At 71.8% G+C, this 21,734-nt stretch carries 20 protein-coding genes; 15 read left to right on the forward strand and 5 right to left on the reverse strand.

What is annotated here, in order from left to right:
* Positions 1–52 precede the first annotated feature (52 nt).
* On the forward strand, positions 53–634 hold the full coding sequence (locus ACZ6ZQ_RS05340) for a TetR/AcrR family transcriptional regulator (protein ID WP_469767204.1): 582 nt from the start codon (positions 53–55) through the stop codon (positions 632–634).
* Between the two features lie 240 nt (positions 635–874).
* The gene (locus ACZ6ZQ_RS05345; RefSeq protein WP_469767205.1) at positions 875–3,040 is read left to right on the forward strand and encodes an MMPL family transporter; all 2,166 of its coding nucleotides are present in this window, start codon (positions 875–877) and stop codon (positions 3,038–3,040) included.
* Positions 3,041–3,083: 43 nt separating this feature from the next.
* Here ACZ6ZQ_RS05345 and ACZ6ZQ_RS05350 read toward each other — a convergent pair whose 3' ends face one another.
* Positions 3,084–3,446 carry an SsgA family sporulation/cell division regulator gene (locus tag ACZ6ZQ_RS05350; RefSeq protein WP_469767206.1) on the reverse strand — a complete coding sequence of 121 codons (363 nt, stop codon included), beginning with the start codon at positions 3,444–3,446 and terminating at the stop codon, positions 3,084–3,086.
* A gap of 347 nt (positions 3,447–3,793) precedes the next feature.
* Between ACZ6ZQ_RS05350 and ACZ6ZQ_RS05355 the strand changes: the two genes are divergently transcribed.
* The 5 genes from ACZ6ZQ_RS05355 (at position 3,794) to ACZ6ZQ_RS05375 (ending at position 8,368) form a co-directional block, all read left to right on the forward strand.
* Positions 3,794–4,888, forward strand: a complete 1,095-nt coding sequence (locus ACZ6ZQ_RS05355) for an energy-coupling factor ABC transporter permease (protein WP_469767207.1) — start codon at positions 3,794–3,796, stop codon at positions 4,886–4,888.
* 1 nt (position 4,889) lies between these two features.
* Positions 4,890–5,651, forward strand: a complete 762-nt coding sequence (gene cbiQ, locus ACZ6ZQ_RS05360) for a cobalt ECF transporter T component CbiQ (RefSeq protein ID WP_469767208.1) — start codon at positions 4,890–4,892, stop codon at positions 5,649–5,651.
* On the forward strand, positions 5,648–6,427 hold the full coding sequence (locus tag ACZ6ZQ_RS05365; protein ID WP_469767209.1) for an energy-coupling factor ABC transporter ATP-binding protein: 780 nt from the start codon (positions 5,648–5,650) through the stop codon (positions 6,425–6,427). The genes cbiQ and ACZ6ZQ_RS05365 overlap by 4 nt, the downstream gene beginning before the upstream one ends.
* A gap of 95 nt (positions 6,428–6,522) precedes the next feature.
* Positions 6,523–7,683: a serine hydrolase domain-containing protein gene (locus ACZ6ZQ_RS05370; RefSeq protein ID WP_469767326.1), complete on the forward strand. Its 1,161-nt coding sequence runs from the start codon at positions 6,523–6,525 to the stop codon at positions 7,681–7,683.
* A 112-nt stretch (positions 7,684–7,795) separates the two neighbouring features.
* Complete coding sequence (locus ACZ6ZQ_RS05375) at positions 7,796–8,368, forward strand: SDR family NAD(P)-dependent oxidoreductase (protein ID WP_469767210.1); 573 nt, start codon at positions 7,796–7,798, stop codon at positions 8,366–8,368.
* Between the two features lie 13 nt (positions 8,369–8,381).
* Here the strand turns inward: ACZ6ZQ_RS05375 and ACZ6ZQ_RS05380 are convergent, their stop codons facing one another.
* The 3 genes from ACZ6ZQ_RS05380 to ACZ6ZQ_RS05390 form a co-directional block, all read right to left on the reverse strand.
* Entirely contained in the window at positions 8,382–9,227 is an 846-nt protein-coding gene (locus ACZ6ZQ_RS05380; RefSeq protein WP_469767211.1) for an EamA family transporter, read from the reverse strand.
* Positions 9,224–9,712 (reverse strand): YbaK/EbsC family protein, encoded by a 489-nt coding sequence (locus ACZ6ZQ_RS05385; protein ID WP_469767212.1) that lies wholly within the window; start codon positions 9,710–9,712, stop codon positions 9,224–9,226. Before ACZ6ZQ_RS05385 ends, ACZ6ZQ_RS05380 begins: the two co-directional genes overlap by 4 nt.
* Before the next feature lie 236 nt (positions 9,713–9,948).
* Positions 9,949–11,571: a penicillin-binding transpeptidase domain-containing protein gene (locus ACZ6ZQ_RS05390; RefSeq protein ID WP_469767213.1), complete on the reverse strand. Its 1,623-nt coding sequence runs from the start codon at positions 11,569–11,571 to the stop codon at positions 9,949–9,951.
* 120 nt (positions 11,572–11,691) lie between these two features.
* Here ACZ6ZQ_RS05390 and ACZ6ZQ_RS05395 point away from each other — a divergent pair, with 120 nt between their 5' ends.
* Complete coding sequence (locus ACZ6ZQ_RS05395; protein ID WP_469767214.1) at positions 11,692–12,381, forward strand: histone deacetylase; 690 nt, start codon at positions 11,692–11,694, stop codon at positions 12,379–12,381.
* Between the two features lie 135 nt (positions 12,382–12,516).
* Here ACZ6ZQ_RS05395 and ACZ6ZQ_RS05400 read toward each other — a convergent pair whose 3' ends face one another.
* A complete protein-coding gene (locus ACZ6ZQ_RS05400) occupies positions 12,517–14,238 on the reverse strand; it encodes a dolichyl-phosphate-mannose--protein mannosyltransferase (protein ID WP_469767215.1) in 1,722 nt (573 codons plus the stop codon).
* 75 nt (positions 14,239–14,313) lie between these two features.
* On the opposite strand from ACZ6ZQ_RS05400, the gene rsmI reads away from it, so the two are divergent.
* The 7 genes from rsmI to ACZ6ZQ_RS05435 all read left to right on the forward strand — a co-directional run bounded on the left by rsmI (position 14,314) and on the right by ACZ6ZQ_RS05435 (position 21,702).
* Positions 14,314–15,192, forward strand: a complete 879-nt coding sequence (gene rsmI / locus ACZ6ZQ_RS05405) for a 16S rRNA (cytidine(1402)-2'-O)-methyltransferase (RefSeq protein ID WP_469767216.1) — start codon at positions 14,314–14,316, stop codon at positions 15,190–15,192.
* Positions 15,193–15,351: 159 nt separating this feature from the next.
* Positions 15,352–15,855, forward strand: coding sequence for a hypothetical protein (locus ACZ6ZQ_RS05410; protein ID WP_469767217.1), 504 nt, complete (start codon positions 15,352–15,354; stop codon positions 15,853–15,855).
* Between the two features lie 33 nt (positions 15,856–15,888).
* A complete protein-coding gene (locus ACZ6ZQ_RS05415; RefSeq protein ID WP_469767218.1) occupies positions 15,889–16,797 on the forward strand; it encodes a TatD family hydrolase in 909 nt (302 codons plus the stop codon).
* 167 nt (positions 16,798–16,964) lie between these two features.
* A complete protein-coding gene (locus ACZ6ZQ_RS05420; protein WP_469767327.1) occupies positions 16,965–18,356 on the forward strand; it encodes a ubiquitin-like domain-containing protein in 1,392 nt (463 codons plus the stop codon).
* A complete protein-coding gene (gene rsmA, locus ACZ6ZQ_RS05425; RefSeq protein WP_469767219.1) occupies positions 18,353–19,222 on the forward strand; it encodes a 16S rRNA (adenine(1518)-N(6)/adenine(1519)-N(6))-dimethyltransferase RsmA in 870 nt (289 codons plus the stop codon). The genes ACZ6ZQ_RS05420 and rsmA overlap by 4 nt, the downstream gene beginning before the upstream one ends.
* Complete coding sequence (locus ACZ6ZQ_RS05430) at positions 19,219–20,112, forward strand: 4-(cytidine 5'-diphospho)-2-C-methyl-D-erythritol kinase (protein ID WP_469767220.1); 894 nt, start codon at positions 19,219–19,221, stop codon at positions 20,110–20,112. The genes rsmA and ACZ6ZQ_RS05430 overlap by 4 nt, the downstream gene beginning before the upstream one ends.
* Before the next feature lie 249 nt (positions 20,113–20,361).
* Positions 20,362–21,702, forward strand: coding sequence for an acyltransferase family protein (locus ACZ6ZQ_RS05435; protein ID WP_469767221.1), 1,341 nt, complete (start codon positions 20,362–20,364; stop codon positions 21,700–21,702).
* Positions 21,703–21,734 lie beyond the last annotated feature (32 nt).

The raw sequence follows: 21,734 nt of genomic DNA on the forward strand, positions 1-21,734 counted from the left end.
GATCCGGGGGTATCTTCGTACTGTACGAAACCGTTTCGTTCGGGAGGCAGGTATGGCAGCGGCACGCAGCAGGCTCACGCCGGAGCGCGAGGCCGAGCTGTACGACGCCGTGCTCGACCTCCTGCGTGAGGTCGGCTACGACGCCCTCACCATGGACGCCGTCGCGGCCCGTACCCGCTCCAGCAAGGCCACCCTCTACCGCCAGTGGGGGGGCAAGCCGGAGTTGGTCGCCAGGGCGATGCGGCACAGCACACCGGTCGATGTCTCGGCCATCGACACCGGCAGTCTGCGCGGCGACTTCCACGAGATGGTGGCGCGCTCGGACGACTGCCAGATGGAGCGGGACACGGCGCTGATGCGAGGCCTCGCCCGAGCCGTCCATGAGAACGAAGATCTGCTGAAGGCACTGCGCGAACTGTTCATCGAACCCGAGATGACCGGACTCGACGCGATGCTGCAGCGGGCGATCGACCGCGGTGAGCTCGCCGCGGACAATCCCGCACTGAAGTTCCTCTCGCACATGCTGGTCGGCGCCTTCATCGCCCACCCGCTGATCCAGGATCAGCCCATGAACCAGGGCTTCCTGGGCGAATACCTCGACGCCGTGGTGCTCCCCGCGCTGGGCGTCCGATGACCTCGGACCGCAACCGCGGCCGCGAGGCCGGGGGCTGACCCCCGGAGCGGCAACACCAGGACACGACGGTCTCCCCGCCGTCGGCGTTCGAGCCTCCGGCCCGTCGTCAGGGCCGGGAGCCCGGGGATCGTCCCCCGGAAAGCACAGCTCAAGCCCCACCTGACGCGCCCCGCTCACGTCGTCGGGCTGGTCATGCCTGCCCTCTTGTTGTCCCAACGACCTGACCGGGAGTCCGTACTCGTGGCCACGTTCCTGTACAAACTCGGGCGGTTCGCCTTCCGGCGCCGCCGACTTGTCGCCCTGATCTGGGTGGCGCTGTTCGCGATCGCCGGTTTCGGCGCGGCCTCCGCGCCCACCGCCACGTCCAACTCGTTCTCCATCCCGGGAACGGAGGCCCAGAAGGCCTTCGACCTCCTTGAGGAGCGCTTCCCCGGGATGAACGCCGCCGGCGCCACGGCGCGGGTCGTCTTCAAGGCTCCCGACGGCGGGAAGATGACCGACCCGGCCAACAAGGCCCAGGTCATGAAGGTCGTCGCCGACCTCAGGTCCGGCTCGGACGAGGTCGCCTCGGTCGTCGACCCGTACCAGGCCAAGGCGATCAGCCGGGACGGCACCGTCGCCTACACCCAGGTCTCGTACAAGGTCAGCGGCATGGAGCTGACCGAGAAGACCCGGGAGGCGCTCACCGGAGCGGGCGAGGAGGCGAAGGCCGCCGGGCTGACCGTCGAGATCGGCGGTGACGCGCTGCAGGCCGCACCCGAGACCGGTGCCTCCGAGGTCATCGGTGTCGCCATCGCCGCCGTCGTGCTGCTGATCACCTTCGGTTCGCTCGTCGCGGCCGGGCTGCCGCTGCTCACCGCCATCATCGGTGTCGGTATCGGTGTCTCCACCATCACCGCCCTTGCGAACGTGCTCGACCTCGGCTCCACCACCGCCACGCTCGCGACGATGATCGGCCTCGCGGTCGGCATCGACTACGCGCTGTTCATCGTCTCCCGCTACCGCGCCGAACTGGCCGAGGGGCGGGAGCGCGAGGAAGCCGCGGGACGGGCCGTCGGCACCGCGGGCTCGGCCGTCGTCTTCGCCGGACTGACCGTCGTCATCGCCCTCGTCGGCCTCGCCGTCGTCAACATCCCGATGCTCAGCAAGATGGGATTCGCCGCCGCCGGTACGGTCGCGATCGCCGTCCTCATCGCGCTCACCCTGATACCGGCGCTGCTCGGCTTCGCCGGCAAGCAGGTCCTCGGCCGCAAGGTCCGCAAGAACAAGGCCGTCAGCAGCGACAAGCCCAACATGGGCACCCGCTGGGCGAGGTTCGTGCTGCGCCGCCCGGTCGCCGTGCTGCTGCTCGGTGTCCTCGGCCTCGGTGCTGTCGCCGTCCCCGCCGGGTCGCTGGAGATGGGTCTGCCGGACGACGGCTCCCAGCCCACCAGCACCACCCAGCGCAAGGCGTACGACCTGCTGTCCGACGGGTTCGGGCCCGGCTTCAACGGCCCGCTGCTCGTCGTCGTCGACGGCGGCAAGGCCACGGCGGACCGTACCGCCAAGGACATCCAGAAGCTCGACGGCGTCGTGGCCGTCACCCCCGCCACGTACAACAAGGCGGGTGACACGGCGATGATCACCGTCATCCCGAAGGAGCGGCCCAGCTCCACCGGGACCGAGAAGCTCGTCCACACCATCCGGGACACCAGTGGCGACAACGTCCACGTCACCGGCGCCACCGCGATGAACATCGACTTCTCGCAGCGGATGAACGACGCGCTCCTGCCCTACCTGGCGCTCGTCGTCGGCCTCGCGTTCCTGCTGCTGATGGTCGTCTTCCGGTCCGTCCTCGTCCCGCTCAAGGCGGCGCTCGGCTTCCTGCTCTCGGTGGTCGCCGCTCTCGGCGCGGTCGTCGCGGTCTTCCAGTGGGGCTGGCTCGGCTCGCTCTTCGGCGTCGAGCAGACCGGCCCGATCATGTCGATGATGCCGATCTTCATGGTGGGTGTCGTCTTCGGTCTGGCCATGGACTACGAGGTCTTCCTGGTCACGCGGATGCGTGAGGCGTACGTCCACGGCGAGCGGCCGGGCCAGGCGATCGTGACCGGCTTCCGGCACGGCGCCCGCGTGGTCACCGCCGCCGCGGTGATCATGATCGCGGTCTTCGCGGGCTTCATCGGGTCGAGCGAGCAGATGGTGAAGATGATCGGCTTCGGCCTCGCGATCGCCGTCTTCTTCGACGCCTTCGTGGTCCGCATGGCGATCGTGCCGGCGGTGCTGGCGCTGCTCGGACGGCGGGCCTGGTGGCTGCCGCGCTGGCTGGACCGGGCGCTGCCGAGAGTGGACGTGGAGGGTGAGCAGCTGCGGAAGAACGACGCGGCGGCCGCCGGCTCCGACGACGAGCGCGAGCTGGTGCGCGTCTGATCACCTGGACCCGTCGAGGGTCCCCGTCGGGTGGCCGTGTCCGTCACGTGGTGGCGGGCGCGGCCGCTTCCGCGTAGCAACGGCGCAGGAAGCGCACGAGACGGCGGGTGTCGAACTGGATCACCGCGACACCTTCCGGCGAGTGGAACTCGACCACCACCTGGGCACGGCCGCACGGCCAGACCGCGACATCGCCGCGGCGCGCGGGGGCGCGCAGACCGGTCTCCAGCAGCTCGCGCGGGAAGCTCCATTCGATACCGCTCGGGAAGACGAAGCGGACCTTGGCGGGGTCCCGCTCGGGTTCGTAGCGGAGGGCGACGTGCACCGACCGGTACTGCGGGGCGTCGTTGACGATCCGGGCCTTCACGCGCTCTTCGACAGAGGGGCTCTCGACAGCGGGGGACATCGATCGGCTCCTCACATTTGGTGCTGTTTGTCCTCTAATGTCGCATATTCTCGGGCGAGAGGCCCACGCGGGGGGCTCACTCCTGTCGTTCGGGCGCTCTTGCAAAGAGTTCGCAACAGGGCGCATCATCGGACGGTTGACCAGCCAGGTCCTGTCCGGGCGATCTTCGAGGACCAGGCCGCGGCGTCAGATGCGGTACATCGCAAGGCGGAGGATCGCCCTCGTACTGGACGTACTTGGGCGACTCCGACAACGCAGCGAGGTGCCGTAGCTGTCGTCGCGGCCCCGACAAGATCGCCCGGACAGGGCCTAGGCCCACCGGCCTGACCCCGAAAGCGGAGCCCGCCATGCATGTCCCCGACGGATTCATCAACCTGCCCGTCTCCGCCGCGGCGGGAGTCGTGGCGGCCGGTGCCGTCGCCGTCTGCCTGCGCGGCGCCCGTCGTGAGCTCGGGGGGACCGCCGTCCCCGCCATAGGCCATGGGGGAGAGCGGACCGCACCGCTGGCCGGTCTTGTCGCCGCCTTCATCTTCGCCGTGCAGATGCTCAACTTCCCGGTCGCGGCCGGTACGAGCGGTCATCTGCTGGGCGGCGCACTGGCGGCGATCCTCGTCGGGCCCTGTACGGGTGTGCTGTGCGTCGCCGTCGTCCTGCTGCTCCAGGGCATCCTCTTCGCGGACGGCGGCCTCACCGCGCTCGGCGTCAACATCACGGTGATGGGCGTGGTCACCGTCGTCGCCGCGTACGCGCTCTTCCGCAGCCTCGTCAGGGTCCTGCCGCGCGGCCGCCGCTCGGTGACCGCCGCCTCCTTCGTCGCGGCCCTGGTCTCCGTACCGGCTGCGGCCGCCGCCTTCACCCTGATCTACGCGATCGGCGGCACGACGGACGTACCGATCGGCAAGGTCCTCAGCGCGATGGTCGGCGTACACGTCCTGATCGGTATCGGCGAGGCCGTGATCACGATGCTGACGATCGGTGCCGTCATCGCCGTGCGCCCCGACCTCGTGTACGGCGCGCGCGGGCTCTCCACGCCGCTCAAGCTGCGCGTCGGCGGCGAACTGGTGGACGCCGAGCCGACTGCCGAGCCGGCCGCCGCGCCCGCGCACGACACCCGGTCCCCGCGCCCCCTATGGATCGCGGGCCTGGTGACCTCCCTGGTGCTGGCCGGTTTCGTCTCCTTCTACGCCTCCTCTAGCCCCGACGGCCTGGAGAAGGTCGCCGCCGACAAGGGCATCGACAAGAACGTCGAGGACCACGCGGCGGCCGGCTCCCCGCTCGCCGACTACGGCGTCAAGGACGTCGAGAACGCGCGGGTCTCCGGCGGTCTGGCGGGTGTGATCGGCGTAGGCGCGACCGTCGCGGTCGGCAGCGGCGTCTTCTGGGCGGTCAAGCGCCGCCGGCGGGACGAACCGATGGCCGAGGCTGCGAAGGAAACCGTCTGAGATGGGTGCAGGCCACGCCCACAAGCTCTACCGGCACGGGCACTCGCCGGTGCACGCCCTGCCGCCACACTGCAAGATCGCCGCGGCGCTGGGCTTCGTCCTGGTCGTGGTCTCCACCCCGCGCGAGGCGGTCTGGGCCTTCGGTCTGTACGCCGTGCTGCTGGGCGTGGTCACCGCGGTGGCCCGCGTCCCGGCGGGCTTTCTGCTCCGCCGGCTGCTGATCGAGATCCCGTTCGTCGCCTTCGCGCTGCTCATGCCCTTCGTGGTGCCGGGCGGGCGGACCGAGTGGCTCGGGATCTCCCTCTCCGTCCCCGGACTGTGGGGCGCCTGGAACATCCTCGCCAAGGGGACGCTGGGCGTCGCCGCTTCCGTACTGCTCGCCTCGACCACCGAGCTGCGCTCCCTGCTGCTCGGTCTGCAGCGTCTCAGACTGCCGCCGCTGATGGTGCAGATCGCGTCCTTCATGATCCGCTACGGCGATGTGATCACCGACGAGCTGCGGCGCATGTCCATCGCCCGCCGCTCGCGCGGCTTCGAGGCGCGCGGCGTCCGCCACTGGGGCGTGCTCGCCAAGTCCGCGGGCGCGCTCTTCATCCGTTCCTACGAGCGCGGTGAGCGGGTGCATCTGGCCATGGTCAGCCGCGGCTACGCGGGGACCATGCCGGTGATCGACGAGGTGACCGCGTCCCGCGCGCAGTGGGCGTACGCCGGCGCGCTCCCGCTCTCGGCACTCGCCGTCTGTCTGCTTGGCTGGACCCTATGACCTCGCTCCCCGCGGCCGCCGTCCCGCCGTCCCTCGAAGTGCGCGGCCTCGCGTACGCCTACCCCGACGGCCACCAGGCCCTCTTCGGTGTCGATCTGACCGTCGCGCGCGGTGAGCGGGTCGCCCTGCTCGGGCCGAACGGGGCCGGCAAGACGACCCTCGTCCTCCACCTCAACGGCATCCTCACCGGTGGCGCCGGCTCGGTCACTGTCGCCGGGCTGCCCGTCGGCAAGCAGCACACGGCCGAGATCCGCCGCAAGGTCGGCATCGTCTTCCAGGACCCCGACGACCAGCTGTTCATGCCGACCGTGCGCGAGGACGTCGCCTTCGGGCCGGCGGCGGCCGGGATGCGCGGCGCGGAGCTGGAGGAGCGGGTACGCAAGGCGCTCGACCAGGTCGGCATGGCCGAGTACCTCGAACGCCCGCCGCACCACCTCTCCTTCGGTCAGCGCCGCCGGGTCGCGGTCGCGACCGTCCTCGCGATGGAGCCGGAGATCCTCGTCCTCGACGAGCCCTCGTCCAATCTCGACCCCGCCTCGCGCCGCGAGCTCGCCGACATCCTGCGGTCGTTGGACGTCACCGTGCTGATGGTCACGCACGATCTGCCGTACGCGCTGGAGCTGTGCCCGCGCTCGGTGATCCTCAGCGAGGGCGTGATCGCGGCCGACGGCCGTACCCAGGACCTGCTCGGCGACGCGGAACTGATGGGCGCGCACCGGCTGGAGCTGCCGTTCGGCTTCGATCCGCGTGCAGTGACAACGGGTGCCCCGTACTGAGCCGAGTCCGTGACCGACCCGGAATCCGGGCACGCCCGACCACGTTGCACCATGGGTACAAGCGACGATCGGGACAGGAAACGGGGAGCGTGGACGTGGACGTCCGGGGCACGGTGGCGGACGGCTTCGAGCCGGTCCGGGACGCCTTCGTACGCAACTTCGAGCAGCGCGGGGAGCGCGGGGCGGCGGTCGCCGTCTACCGCGACGGCGTGAAGGTCGTCGACCTGTGGGCCGGGACCCGGGACGTCGACGGGACCGACCCGTGGGCCGTGGACACCGCCCAGGTCGTCCGCTCGGCGACCAAGGGCTTCGCCGCGGCCGTACCGCTGCTGCTGCACCAGCGCGGGCAGCTCGACCTGGACGCGCCGGTGGGGACGTACTGGCCGGAGTTCAAGGCGGCGGGCAAGGAGCGGGTGCTCGTACGGCATCTGCTGTCCCACCGGGCCGGGCTGCCCGTGCTCGACCGCCCGCTCACCGTCGCGGAGGCCACCGACGGTTCGTCCGGGGCACGGGCCGTCGCCGCTCAGGCCCCGGCCTGGGAGCCGGGCACCGACCACGGGTACCACGCGCAGACCTACAGCTGGCTGCTGTCCGAACTCGTCCGCCGGGTCACCGGCCGCACCATCGGGCGCTGGACGGCGGAGGAGATGGCCCGCCCGCTGGGCCTGGACTTCTGGATAGGGCTGCCCGCCGACGAGGCCCACCGGGTCGGCCGGCTCGGCCCGGTCGAGGAACCGCCCACGGCGGCCGGCGGCGGACTGAAACTGCGGCCCAAGCGGTCCGTGTCCGAGGCCTACCGAGACCCGGACTCCCTCACCCGTCGGGCCTTCGGCGCGATAGACCCGCTGCCCGACGAGAACGACCCGCTCTACCGTGCCGCCGAACTCCCCGCCTCCAACGGCATCTCCACCGCCCGCGCACTGGCCCGCTTCTACGCGGCGACGATCGGCGAGGTCGACGGCCACCGCCTCTTCGCCCCCGCCACCGTCACCCTCGCCCGCACCGAGGAGTCGGCCGGCCCCGACCGGGTCCTGGTCGTCGGCACCCGCTTCGGCCTCGGCTACATGCTGCACGGCCCGGCCTCGCCGCTGCTCGGCACCGGCTCCTTCGGCCACCCGGGCCGCGGTGGATCGCTGGGCTTCGCCGACCCGGAGTCGGGCATCGCGCTCGGGTACGTCACGAACGGCATGCGCAAGGGGGTCACGGCGGATCCGCGTGCACAGGCTCTGGTGCGGGCGGTCCGCTCCGCGACATGATCGACGGGGTGCTTTCCGGGGGCACCGTTCCGGAGAGCGGCTGCGCCGCGGGTCCGACCCCGGCAGGCGCTGCCGGCCGGGGTGACCGTGTCCGCATCGCGAAGGGAGTACCGTGGATCGTTTCGAGGGCTACGGCGTACTGATCACCGGAGCGGCACAGGGCATCGGCGAGGCGACCGCGCGCAGACTGGCATCCGAGGGCGCCCGTGTCCTGGTCACCGACCGGGACGGCGAGCGTGCCGCGGCCACCGCCCGGACGATCCCGCGCGCCGCCTCCTTCCCCTGTGACGTGACCGACCGCGACGCCGTCGAGGCGGCCGTGGCGTACGCCGTCGAGCAGTTCGGCACCCTCGACGTCCTCGTCAACAACGCCTACACCTGCGCCCTCGACACCCCGCTCTTCGAGGACCAGCCCGACGACACCTGGCAGCAGGACCTCGACACGGTCCTCACCGGCGCCTTCCGGTGCGCCCGCGCCGCGCTGCCGCACCTAGTGCCCCTCCCGGCAAGCTTTGCCCTGTCGCGCCGCCCGGCTGGCCGCGTCGGCACCCCGGACGACATCGCGGTGGCCGTGGCGTTCCTGGCCTCTTCCGACGCGTCCTGGATCACCGGCACGAGCCTGCGGGTGGACGGGGGTCTGCTGGCGGTGAACACGGGCTTCATGCCGGTCGTTTCGGACGGCTGAACGACCGCCGTCGTCAGCCCGCCCGCAGCATCAGGCCGATCCCGACCACCATCAGTCCCGCCGCCGCGATCCGCGGACCCCCGAAGCGCTCCTTGAAGAAGAGCGCGCCGATGGCGGCGCCGACGATGATCGAGGATTCGCGCAGCGCTGCGATCGGGGCCAGGGGCGCACGGGTCTGGGCCCACAGGACCAGCCCGTACGCGAAGATGGCCAGCACCGCGCCGAGGAGGCCACGGGCCGCGTGCGGGCGCAGGCGGGGGAGCAGCTCGCCACGGAGGCGGTGGTAGGCGTAGGCCGGGACGAGGATGCCCTCCAGGGTCATCAGCCAGGCGATGTAGCTGACGGACGAGCCGGAGGCGCGGACGCCGATGCCGTCGACGACCGTGTACGCCGCGATCGACAGGCCCGTAGCGACGGCGGCCAGCAGGGCGGGCCAGTGGGGGGTGGAGCCCCTGATGCCCCACAGGGCCACGCCCACCAGCCCCGCGGAGGCGACCGCGACGCCGGTCAGCTGCCAGGAGCCCAGGGTCTCGTCGACGAAGACGACCGCGAGGACGGTGACGACCAGCGGGGCCGTGCCGCGCGCGATCGGGTACATCTGGCCGAAGTCGCCCAGGCTGAACGACCGCATCAGCAGCGCCTGGTAGCCGACGTGGAGCAGGGCCGACGCGACGAGCCAGGGCCAGGCGGCAGGCCGTGGCAGCGGGGTGAAGCAGGCAGTCACCGCGCCGATCACCGCCGCCCCGCCGCCGATGAGCGTGAAGGCGATCAGCTGGTCCTTGATGGTGTGGGCCAGCGCGTTCCAACAGGCGTGCGTGACGGCGGCTGTCAGGACCGCCGTCGCGACCAGAAGGCTCACGCGGTGCGCTCGCGAACGTCCGCCACCGTGGCCCCGGAGTGGGAGATCACGGATCTGGGGTCGAGCGGGAACACCGTGTGCGGGGTCCCGGCGGCGGCCCAGACCACGGCGTGGTCGAGGAGCCCGCGGTCGGCCAGCACCCTGGTCTTCGTCCTGTGCCCGAAGGGCGGTACGCCGCCGATCGCGTATCCCGTCGTCTCGCGCACCAGGTCCGCGTTCGCCCGCTTGACCGCCGACGCGCCCAGCTCATGTCGTACCCGCTCCACGTCCACCCGCGAGGAGCCGTCCATCAGCACCAGCACCGGCACCCCGTCCGCCTCGAAGATCAGCGATTTGACGATCTCGCTGACATCGCAGCCGATGGCGGCGGCCGCCTCGGCCGCCGTACGCGTGGCGTGGGGGAAGCGGACGACCTCGACCTCCAGGTCCAGCTCGCGCAGGGCCTCCGCGAACCGGGGATGGGCATGGGTCTCAGGAGTGCTCATGGCCCGTCACGCTAGCGGTAGCTGTACGGGCCATGCGACCGCGTTTCGGCGGGACCACCTCGCGCCGGACCACCTCGCGCCGGGCCGCCTTTCGCCGGGCTGCGTCTCGGCCGGCCCTCTTCGCGCGGGACTGCCTTTCGGCCGGACCACCTCTCCGCCGGGCTGCCTTTCGGCCGGGAACGGACCGGCTCCCCTGCCGCTCCGTTCCCTGCCGCTCCGTTCCCGGCAGCACCGGCTCAGCGCGCCTTCAGCACCGACGCCACCACCGGCCCCGCGGCGTCCCCGCCATGCCCGGCGGCCTGCACCACCGCGGCCGCCGCCAGGTCCTCGGAGAACCCGGCGAACCAGCTGTTGGACGTGGCCTGGCCGTCCACCTCCGACGACCCGGTCTTCGCGCCCTTGTCACCGCCGACGCCGGCCATCGCCCTGGCCCCCGTACCCCAGTTCGCGGTCGCCCGCATCATGTCCCGCAGCTGACGCCAGACCGAGCCCGACAGCGGCCGGGTCGCGGTGGCCAGTTCGCGGTCGTCCAGCGAACGCGGCACGATGACCGGCTGCTTGAAGCCGCCGTTCTTCGCCGTCGCCGTGATGGAGGCGATGTTGAGCGCGTTCATCTGGACCGTGCCCTGCCCGATGTACTGCGCCGCCGCCTCGCCGCCGCTCGCCTCGGGCACGCTGCCGTCGACGGTCGGCACCCCGGTCTGCCAGTCGAGCCCGATGCCGAAGCTGTCGCGCGCGATGCTCGCCAGCGCGGCGTCGTCGTCGACCTCGTCGATCTGCTTGATGAACGCGGTGTTGCAGGAGCGCGCGAAGCTCTCCGTGAACGTGCCCTTCGGGATGTGGAAGTTGTCCAGGTTGTGGAAGGTCCGGCCCTGGTACATCACATCCTTCGGGCACTCCGCCTTCCGGTCCGCGGCCACCAGACCCTTGTCCAGCAGCAGCGCGGCCGTCACGATCTTCATCGTCGAGCCGGGCGCCTGCTTGCCGCGCAGCGCCGCGTTGAAGCTGTCCTTGCGGTTGTTGGCCACGGCACGGATCTCACCCGTGCTCGGTCTTATGGCGACGACCGACGCCTCGCTGTACCGTTTCACCGCCTTCTCGGCGGCGGCCTGGACGTCCGCGTCCAGGGTGGTCGGCAGCTCGCCCGGCTCGCCCTTGGAGAGCGTCAGGAGCGTCGTGTCCGGCGAGTCGGCGCCGCCGCTGATGACCAGCTCCACCCCCGCCTTGCCACCGGCCTTCTCGCCGTACTTCTGCCGCAGTTCGTCCAGCACCGGCCCGAGCGAGGGGTACTTCTCCTTCGTCAGCTCCTCGCCGTTGCGGTCGACCGCCTTGATCGGGGGCGCGGCCGCGGGGCCCGTCTTGAGCTGCTCGTTCTTGCCGAGCTGCGGATGAATCACGGAGGGCGTCCAGTCGACGAGCGGCCGCCCGGTGGTCACTCCGCGCACGACGGTGAGTTCGGAGGCGTACGTCCAGGGCTTGCTCTGCCCTTCGTACGAGACCGTGCCGCTGACCGTGAACGGCACCTTCGCGCCGGCCGCCGCCCCCTGCTTCATCCTCACATCGGTGACATGCGCGCTCTCCTGGTACGAGGCGATGGTGGGCTCCGCGTCCGCCGCGTTGTTGGTGAGCTGCGCGGCGAGCGGTGCCTCGCCTCCCGCCCACGCCGCGAGAAAGTCCTTCGCCGTCGTACGGATCTCGTCGGCGCTCAGCGGCCCCGACTTCGGCGCGGATGCGGACTTGGTCTCCGGACCGCCGCCGTTCCCTCCCCCGTTCAGCACGTTGTACGCGCCGTAGCTCACTCCGCCGGCGAACAGGACAAACACCCCGCCGATGATGGCGACCTTGGCTCCACTGCGCATTTCTGAGGTCCCTCCCCGTGTCCCCTGTTGCCTTCACGGTAGGTGGCAGTTGTGACGGGAGAGACGGTCGTTACCGGAATGTGCCGTCGGCAGGGTGGGACACCGGGTAGTGCACACCCCATGAACAACCCGCGCTTCATCGAACGGACCGGGCCCGCGGGCGCTGCCCCGCGTCAGGTCTGGTACGCGTCCTACGGCTCCAACATGCACCTGGACCGTCTGTCGTACTACGTCACGGGCGGACGGCCGCCGGGCGCGTCCAGGACCTGCCCGGGCTGCCGGGACCGGCGTGCGCCGACGGCGTCCGTGCCGGTGGAGCTCCAGGGCGTCCTGTACTTCGCCACCCGGTCCCCGGTGTGGAACGGCGGCAGAGCCTTCTACGACCCCGAGACGCAGGGCCGGGTCCGTGCCAGGGCCCATCTGGTCACGGCCGGACAGTTCGCCGACATCGCGGCCCAGGAGATGTACCGGGAGCCGGGGGCGGACCTGGACCTCACCGAGGCGTTGAGCCGCGGCACGGCGCTCCTGGGGCCGGGGCGCTACGAACGGCTCGTCTGCTCAGGAACCCTCGACGGCGTGCCGGTGCTCACCTTCACTGCCCCCTGGGGACTCCACGACGTCCCATGGGAGAAGCCCTCCGCAGGCTATCTGCGGCACCTGTGCGCCGGCCTGCTGGAGACCGCCGCATGGCAGCCGGCCGGTATCGCCGCGTACCTGGCGGCCTCCCCGGGTGCCACCGGACACTGGAGCGCCCGGGACATCGCCGCCCTCATGCCGGACGACGCACCCGGGCCCGCGCCGCACGGCTAGAACGTGGTCCGAACAGCAACTCGCACCCGGCGCATGAGGCCAACCGCCCTGTTGGACCGCACATGAAGCCGCCGATTGCCGTGCTGCCCGGAGCAGGCCCGACACCTGCAGCTGCCGGGCCCACCATCATGCCTTCTACACCCAGGTGTCCAGCCACATCCGCCCGCGCCACTCGTCCATCGGGATCGGCTGCCCGGTGTAGACCGGCCAGAAGTAGATGAAGTTCCAGATGATCAGCAGCACCAGCACTCCGGCCCCCACCGCGCCGAACGTCCTGCGGCGTTCGTCCGACCCCGGTGGGCCGACGATCGCGCCGATCATCATCGTGACCGCGAGACAGAGGAACGGCACGAAGACGACCGCGTAGAAGAGGAAGATCGTGCGCTCCTGGTAGAAGAACCACGGCACCCAGCCCGCCGCCACCCCGCAGGCGATCGCGCCCGCCCGCCAGTCGCGGCGGAAGGCCCAGCGCCACAGCACGTACGCGAGCGCGAAGCACGCGGCCCACCACAGCAACGGGGTGCCGATCGCCAGGACCTCGCGGGCGCACTTCTCCGTGGCCGTCACCGGGCAGCCGGCGGTGCCCGGGGCCGGGTCCTCGTAGAAGTACGAGACGGGACGGCCCAGCACGAGCCAGCTCCACGGATTGGACTGGTACGTGTGACCCGAAGTGAGGTTGACGTGGAAGTCGTACACCTCGGTCTCGTAGTGCCAGAGGCTGCGCAGCCAGTCGGGCAGCCAGGTCCAGGCCCCGCCGCGCCCCTCGTTCTGCGCCCAGTCCCGGAAGTAGCCCTTGTCGGTGACGATCCAGCCCGTCCAGGAAGCGACGTACGTGACGATCGCGACCGGCACCGTCGAGACGAACGCGGGCAGGATGTCGCGCCGCAGGACCGCCTGGTACGGGCGCACCGCACCCGCGGTGCGCCGGGCGCCCGCGTCCCACAGGACGGTCATCAGGCCGAACGCGGCCAGGATGTACAGCCCGTTCCACTTGGTCGCGAAGGCCAGGCCGAGCATGACACCGGCCGCGATCCGCCACGGCCGCAGACCCAGGCGCAGGTTCTCCGCGATCCTTGCGTCCGGCCGCAGCACGCCCTCCGCGTCCACCGGCAGCGCGGCGGCCAGCTTCGACCGTGCCCGGTCGCGGTCGATGAGGAGGCAGCCGAAGGCCGCCAGCACGAAGAACATCAGCACCTGGTCGAGCAGCGCCGTGCGGCTCATCACGAAGTGCAGACCGTCCACGGCGAGCAGCGCGCCCGCCAGACACCCCAGGAACGTCGAGCGGAACAGTCGGCGGCCGATCCGGCAGAGCATCAGCACGGACAGCGTGCCGAGCACGAACACCATGAAGCGCCAGCCGAACGGCGTGAACCCGAACAATTGCTCGCCGAGTCCGATGATCCATTTGCCGACCGGCGGATGCACCACATAGCCGGGGTCCACCGGGATCGTGACCGCGTCCGGATTCTTCAGAATCGACTTGTCGATGTCTTTCGGCCAGGAGCCCTCGTACCCCTGGTTGATCAGCGCCCAGGCGTCCTTGGCGTAGTACGTCTCGTCGAATATCACCGCCTTGGGGCTGCCGAGATGCCAGAACCGCAGCACCCCGGCCACCAGCGCCACCAGCAGCGGGCCGCCCCAGGCTGTCAGTCGCTCCACCACCCGGGCCGCCCCCGGCGGGACGATGAGCAGCGACCACAGCCGGTCGGAGGGCCGGGTGTACGGCGGGACGAGCCGGTCGCGCAGTCCGATGCCGGGCCGCGGCACATGGCCGAATCTGCGCAGGCGCTGCTGCCAGGAGGGCGGCTGTTCAGCGGCGTCCTGGCCCTGCAGGGCCTGTGGGGCAGTACTGGTCACCGCGCCATCGTAGGGAACGCGTCTGTGCGTGGCGTGTCTCCCCGCCCTGCGAGGATGGCTCCTGTGACTGGATCGGTGACTGGAACGCTCGTACTCGCAGGGACGCCCATCGGCGATGTGGCGGACGCGCCGCCGCGGCTGGCGGCCGAGCTGGAGACCGCCGATGTGGTCGCCGCGGAGGACACCCGGCGGCTGCGCCGGCTCACCCAGGCGCTCGGGGTGCACACCCGCGGCCGGGTCGTGTCGTACTTCGAGGGCAACGAGTCGGCCCGGACGCCCGAGCTCGTGGAGGCGCTGGAGGGCGGCGCACGGGTACTGCTGGTGACCGATGCCGGTATGCCGTCCGTGTCCGACCCGGGCTACCGGCTGGTCGCCGCGGCGGTCGAGAAGGACATCAAGGTCACCGCCGTCCCCGGCCCCTCCGCGGTGCTGACCGCACTCGCGTTGTCAGGGCTGCCCGTGGACCGCTTCTGCTTCGAGGGGTTCCTGCCGCGCAAGGCCGGCGAGCGGCTCGGCCGGTTGCGCGAGGTCGAGGGCGAGCGCCGTACGCTCGTCTACTTCGAGGCACCGCACCGCCTCGACGACACGCTGGCCGCCATGGCCGAGGTGTTCGGCGCGGACCGCAGGGCGGCCGTCTGCCGTGAGCTGACCAAGACGTACGAGGAAGTGAAGCGCGGCGGTCTCGGCGAGCTGGCGGCCTGGGCCGCCGAGGGCGTGCGCGGTGAGATCACCGTCGTCGTGGAGGGCGCCCCGGCCCCCCGGCCCGGCGACCTGGACGCGGGCGAGCTGGTGCGCCGGGTGCGGGTGCGCGAGGAGGCGGGGGAGCGGCGCAAGGAAGCGATCGCGGCGGTCGCGGCCGAGGCGGGCGTACCCAAGCGGGAGGTCTTCGACGCGGTCGTGGCAGCAAAGAAAATGGCAGGAACAGGCTCCTCCGACGGTAAAGGTCTATCGTGAAAGGCAAAGCTCAGACCGCGTGATCAGGCCTTCCGGAATGCGATGGCCAAATCCTCATCAATTAGCCGGAAGGCCTGGTGCGCTCCCGCCGGAACGGGCGTCCACTGAAAGACATACCCCCGGCGTGACAGGGGGCGGCAGTGGACAGGAGGAGCTGGCATGAGTGAGATAGCGGGCACCCCGAGCGGGACACGACCGATCCCGGTCGCCGCACCCGAGACCGTGCAGGAGTCGTACGCCTTCGCCTGTATGCGGTGCGGCCGCAGCTGGGAGCAGACCTACGACATCGAGCACCACACCGACGGCAGCGGCCAGCCGTTCTTCATGTACCGCGTACAGGGGCAGCTCGTTCCCTCTCCGCTGACCCATCTCGCCTGCCTCAACTGCGGTGGCCAGAAGGTCCGCATCATGCGTGGCGGACAGGTCTCCTCCCTCGCGGAGTCGCTCCGGCGCCAGCACATCACGCCCCCCAACTACGCCACCGCGGGACCCGTCCCCGCCTCGGAGGCGAGGGCCTCGGAGACGAGGGTCACGGAGCCGGGGACCACGGAGCCGAAAGCCACGGAGCCGGAGACCACGGAGCCCCGCCCCGACGCCGGGCACGAGGCCGCGCGGCACCGGCGCCTCGGCGAGGTCCTGCGCGGCCTCCACCGCCGTAAGTGAGGCCATGGCCACGGTCCTCGTACGATCGTGGTCATGAGTTCCAAGCCCAGCGACACGCCCCCGCCGCTGCCCGCCCCGCTTGCGGTGCCGGTCGCCGATTCGCACACCCACCTGGACATGCAGAGCGGCACCGTCGAGGAGGCCCTCGAGAAGGCCGCGTCGGTCGGTGTGACGACCGTCGTCCAGGTGGGCTGTGACATCAAGGGCTCCCGTTGGGCGGCCGAGACGGCCGCCGCACACGACAACGTGCACGCCGCCGTGGCCCTGCACCCGAACGAGGCGCCGCGCATCGTGCACGGCACACCCCTTTCCGGGGGGCAAGCCCCCCAGACCCCCCGCGCCGGATGGTCCCGGCAGGGGGCGAGGGAGGGCGGCGGCGACGCGGCCCTCGACGACGCGCTCGCCGAGATCGACCGGCTCGCCGGCCTCGATCAGGTGCGGGCCGTCGGCGAGACCGGGCTCGACTTCTTCCGTACCGGACCGGAAGGCATCGCCGCGCAGGAGCGTTCCTTCCGCGCCCATATCGAGATCGCCAAGCGGCGGGGCAAGGCCCTGGTCATCCACGACCGCGACGCGCACGCCGACGTCCTGCGCATCCTCGCCGAGGAAGGCGCTCCCGAGCGGACCGTGTTCCACTGCTACTCCGGCGACGCGGACATGGCCCGGATCTGCGCGGACGCCGGGTATTTCATGTCGTTCGCGGGCAACATGACCTTCAAGAACGCCCAGCCGCTGCGCGACGCCCTCGCCGTCGCCCCGCTGGAGCTCGTCCTCGTGGAGACCGACGCGCCGTTCCTGACGCCCGCGCCCTACCGCGGACGGCCCAACGCGCCGTATCTCATTCCGGTCACGGTCCGCGCGATGGCCGCGGTGCGGGGGATCGGAGAGGACGCCATGTCGGAGGCGATCGCGGCGAACACGGCTCGCGCATTTGATTACTGAACGATAACGAACAGTCACACTCCGGGAGGGGTCACGGGTCAGTGGCGCGACACTGCGTAGTCGTGTTGCTTTGGAGAGTGACATCGCTCGGCTAGGGTCCCGGCCTCGTGAGCACTTCGCAGGGCAGTCACCGTGCCGAACGCGGCGTCCGCCGCGCCGCCGGGCTCATGGAGCCCCCGCCCCCGCCGCCGGTGCCGCCGGCCCCGGTGCGGGTCCCGGCCGTGTCCCCGTACGAGCCGACCATCACGGCGCTCATCCACGGCGAGGACGCGTACGGCGAGGACGCGTACGGCGAGGACGCGTACGGCGAGGACGCGTACGGCGCGTACGGCGAAGCCGCGCACGGCGCCGACACGGACGAGGCGTCCGGTGTCCCGGACGTGCCCGTCGCACCCCCGGCGACGGGCGGCCGTGCGGAGGCCCGCCGTGCCGCCCGTCGCCGCAGGCCCGGCCCACCGGGCGGCACCGTGGAAGGCCTGCGCCGCATCGTCCCCCAGGCGCTCGTCGTCGCCTTCCTCGCCGGCGGCACCTCCGCCTTCGTCGCCGCGGACAAGGCCGTCCGGCTCAGCGTCGACGGCGTCCCACGCACCCTGCACACCTTCGCCGACGACGTGAACGAGCTGCTCGGTGACGAGGGGCTGGCCGTCGGCGAGCACGACATCGTCGCCCCGGCGCCCGGCTCGGCGCTCGCAAGCGGCGACGAGATCGTCGTCCGCTACGGCCGGCCGATCACCCTCACCGTCGACGGGCGGCGCCGCCAGGTGTGGACCACCGCCCGCACCGTCGAAGAGGCACTGCACCAGGTCGGGGTCCGTGCCGAGGGCGCGTTCCTGTCCGTGTCCCGCTCTATGCCGATCTCCCGCAGGGGTCTCGCCCTCCACGTACGGACCGAGCGGACGGTCACCTTCATGGCCGACGGCCGCGAACGCACCATCCGTACGAACGCGGCGACCGTGCGCGAAGCGGTCGAGGAGGCCGGCATCACCCTGAGCGGCCAGGACACCACCTCCGTACCGCCCGGCAGCTTCCCGCGCGACGGCCAGACCGTCACCGTCATGCGGATCACCGCCGGCCGGCAGGTCCGCGAGGAGCCCGTCCCGTACAACACCGTGACGACCGAGGACCCGTCCCTGCACACCGGCACCGAGGTCGTCGAACAGCAGGGACACAAGGGCACCCGCCGCGTCACCTACGCCCTGCGCACCGTCAACGGCGTCACGCAGAAACCCACGAAGATCGCCGAGGAGCTGGTGCGCGAACCGGTGACCCAGCGGGTCAAGGTCGGCACCAGACCGCTGCCCCACTCGGTCGCCGGGGCGGACGGCCTGAACTGGGACGCGCTCGCGCAGTGCGAGTCCGGCGGCCGCCCGGACGCGGTGGACCCGTCGGGTACGTACGGCGGGCTGTACCAGTTCGACACCGGCACCTGGCACGCACTCGGCGGCCGCGGCAGACCGCAGGACGCCCCCGCCGATGAGCAGACGTACCGGGCGAAGAAGCTCTACGTGCAGCGGGGGGCGAGCCCGTGGCCGCACTGCGGCCGTAGGCTGTACCGGTGAGCACCACCGATCCCGCCGGCCCCGACGCCCTTCTCGGCCCGGCCGACATCCGTGAACTGGCCGCAGCGCTTGGCGTACGCCCCACCAAGCAGCGCGGCCAGAACTTCGTCATCGACGCCAACACGGTCCGCCGGATCGTCCGCACCGCCGAAGTGCGCCCCGACGACGTGGTGGTGGAGGTCGGACCCGGACTCGGCTCGCTCACCCTCGCGCTGCTGGACGCCGCGGACCGCGTGACCGCCGTCGAGATCGACGACGTACTCGCCGCGGCACTGCCCACGACGATCGCCGCCCGGATGCCCGCGAAGAAGGACCACTTCGCACTCGTCCACTCCGACGCCATGCACCTCCAGGAGCTGCCAGGCCCGGAGCCGACCGCGCTCGTCGCGAACCTTCCGTACAACGTGGCCGTACCCGTCCTGCTGCACATGCTGGACCGCTTCCCGACCATCGAGCGCACGCTGGTCATGGTCCAGGCCGAGGTCGCCGACCGGCTGGCCGCCCAGCCCGGCAACAAGGTCTACGGCGTCCCGTCCGTGAAGGCCAACTGGTACGCGGAGGTCAAGCGGGCCGGCGCGATCGGCCGCAATGTGTTCTGGCCCGCGCCGAACGTCGACTCGGGGCTCGTGTCCCTGGTGCGGCGTACCGAGCCGGTGAGGACGACCGCCTCCAAGGCCGAGGTCTTCGCCGTCGTCGACGCGGCCTTCGCACAGCGCCGCAAGACCCTGCGGGCCGCGCTGGCCGGCTGGGCGGGCTCCCCGGCGGCCGCCGAGGCGGCGCTGGTCGCGGCCGGGGTCTCCCCGCAGGCGCGGGGCGAGTCCCTGACGGTGGAGGAGTTCGCGCGCATCGCGGAGGCCAAGAAGTGAGCGTCACGGTACGAGTGCCCGCCAAGGTCAACGTCCAGCTGGCGGTGGGCGCCGCGCGGGCCGACGGCTACCACGACCTGGCCAATGTGTTCCTCGCCGTCGGGCTGTACGACGAGATCACCGTCACCCCCGCCGAATCCCTGACGGTCAGCTGCTCGGGCCCCGACGCCGACCAGGTCCCCCTGGACCGTACGAACCTCGCCGCGCGCGCCGCCGAGCTGCTCGCCGCCCGCCACGGCATCGACCCGGCCGTCCACATCCACATCGCGAAGGACATCCCCGTCGCGGGCGGCATGGCGGGCGGCAGCGCCGACGGCGCGGGCGCGCTGCTGGCGTGCGACGCGCTGTGGTCCACCGGGGCGTCGAAGGCCGAACTCCTCGACATCTGCGCCGGACTCGGCAGCGATGTGCCGTTCAGCCTGGTCGGCGGAGCGGCCCTCGGCACGGGCCGGGGCGAGCGGCTCACCGAGCTGCCGGTCGGCGGTGCGTTCCACTGGGTGTTCGCGGTCGCTGACGGCGGACTGTCCACCCCCGCCGTGTACCGGGAGTTCGACCGGCTGAACGAGGGCGTGGACGTCCCCGCCCCCGTGGCCTCCCCGCTGCTGCTCGACGCCCTGCGCACCGGCGACGCGGGCGCATTGGCCGGGGCGCTGGTGAACGACCTGCAGCCCGCGGCGCTCTCCCTGCGCCCGTCCCTCGCGGACACGCTCACCGCGGGCACGGAGGCGGGGGCGCTGGCCGCGCTCGTGTCCGGCTCGGGACCGACGACGGCGTTCCTCGCGAAGGACGGGGACGCGGCGGACCAGATCGCCGAGGCCCTGACGGCCTCGGGCACCTGCCGCACGGCACGGGTGGCACAGTCGCCGGCGCCCGGCGCGACGGTTCTCTGAGGGCTGTCCCGCAGTACCCGGCGGACCAGCGCGCGGCGTCAGATACATGGGGTCTCCCCAGGCCCGGAGGGCCGAGGGGACGCATCGCACCGGTGACACGGGCCCAGGCCCTGTCGTCGCGGCCCCGACAAGATCGCCCGGACAGGGCCGGGGCCGGTCCTGGTCCACCCGGGCAGGGTCGCGTACTCATACGGGAGTTGAGTACGAGAGCGCTGACGCCCGGAGCCCCTTCGGCGCGACCGTACCCGTATGGGATCAAGCGTTCGTGCGCTCGCCGAAGCCACACCGGACACCCGGGACCGTTACGTCGACCTGCTCCGGGTCGCCTCACTCGGGACCGTCGTGCTCGGCCACTGGCTGATGGCGGCCGTCACCGCCGACGGCGTCGGCAATCTGCTCGCCGTCGTGCCGGAACTCCAGGTCCTCACCTGGGCGCTGCAGATCATGCCGGTGTTCTTCTTCGTCGGCGGCTTCTCGCACGCCCTCTCCTACCGCTCGCTGCGCCGCAAGCAGCCGGACGGATCCGTGTACGCGGCGTTCCTGCGCGCCCGGCTGCGCCGGCTGCTGCGCCCCACGATGGTCTTCGTCATCGTCTGGGGCGCAGTCGCGCTGATCGTCCAACTGCTCGGCGGGCGTGGCGGGCTGACCGGGGTCACGCTGCGGCTGGTGACCCAGCCGCTCTGGTTCATCGGCATCTATCTGGCGATGGTGGCTTTCACCCCGCCGCTGCTGAGGCTGCACGAGCGGTACGGCTGGAGCGCGTTCGGGGCGCTCGCGGGCGGGGCGGTCGCGGTGGACGTGCTCCGGTTCGCGTACGGCGTCCCCTTCGTGGAGTTCCTGAACTTTGCGTTCGTCTGGCTGGCCGTCCACCAGCTCGGCTTCCTGCGAGCCGACGGCCGTATCCCGAAGCCGTACGTTCTGGCCGGGGTGGGCCTGACTGGCGCCGCAGCGCTCGTTGCCTTCGGGCCGTACCCACTGAGCATGGTGGGCCTGCCCGGTGAGCGGGTGAGCAACATGGCCCCGCCCACCCTCGCCCTCCTCTGCCATGGCCTCTGGCTGGTCGGCGCGGTGGAGCTGCTGCGCGGACCCGGGGCCCGGCTGGTCGCCCGGCCGGGGGTCTGGCGCACGGTCGTCGCGGCGAACGGCATCGCCATGACCGCCTTCCTGTGGCACCTCACCGCCATGCTCGGCGTCTACGGCGCCCTCCTCACCCTCGACGTCCCGCTGCCTGCCCCGGCCTCGGGCGCCTGGTGGGCCCAGACGCCGCCGCGGATCGCCGCCGCGGCCGTCCTGACCGCGGTGCTGGTCGCCGTGTTCCGCCGCTTCGAACGGCCCTCGCCCGCACCCCTCACCCCCGGCCCGGGCCCGCTCGCCGCCCTCGGCATCACCCTGTGTCTGCTCGGTGTGCTCGGCCTGTCGATGGTCGGCTTCGCCGGTCTGCTGGAGGGCCGCTCGGCTACGCTGATCGCGTTCCCCGTCACCGCCCCGGCCGCCGTCGCGATGGCCCTGGTGGGCTGGCTCCTGGTGGAGCGCACGGGCCGAGAGGGCCGCACGGCCCTCGCGGCGGGCGGTGTCACTTCCGGCGACTAGGCTGGGAGGCCGTTCGATCCCCTCATCTGGAG

Source organism: Streptomyces sp. NPDC053673 (assembly GCF_055585225.1).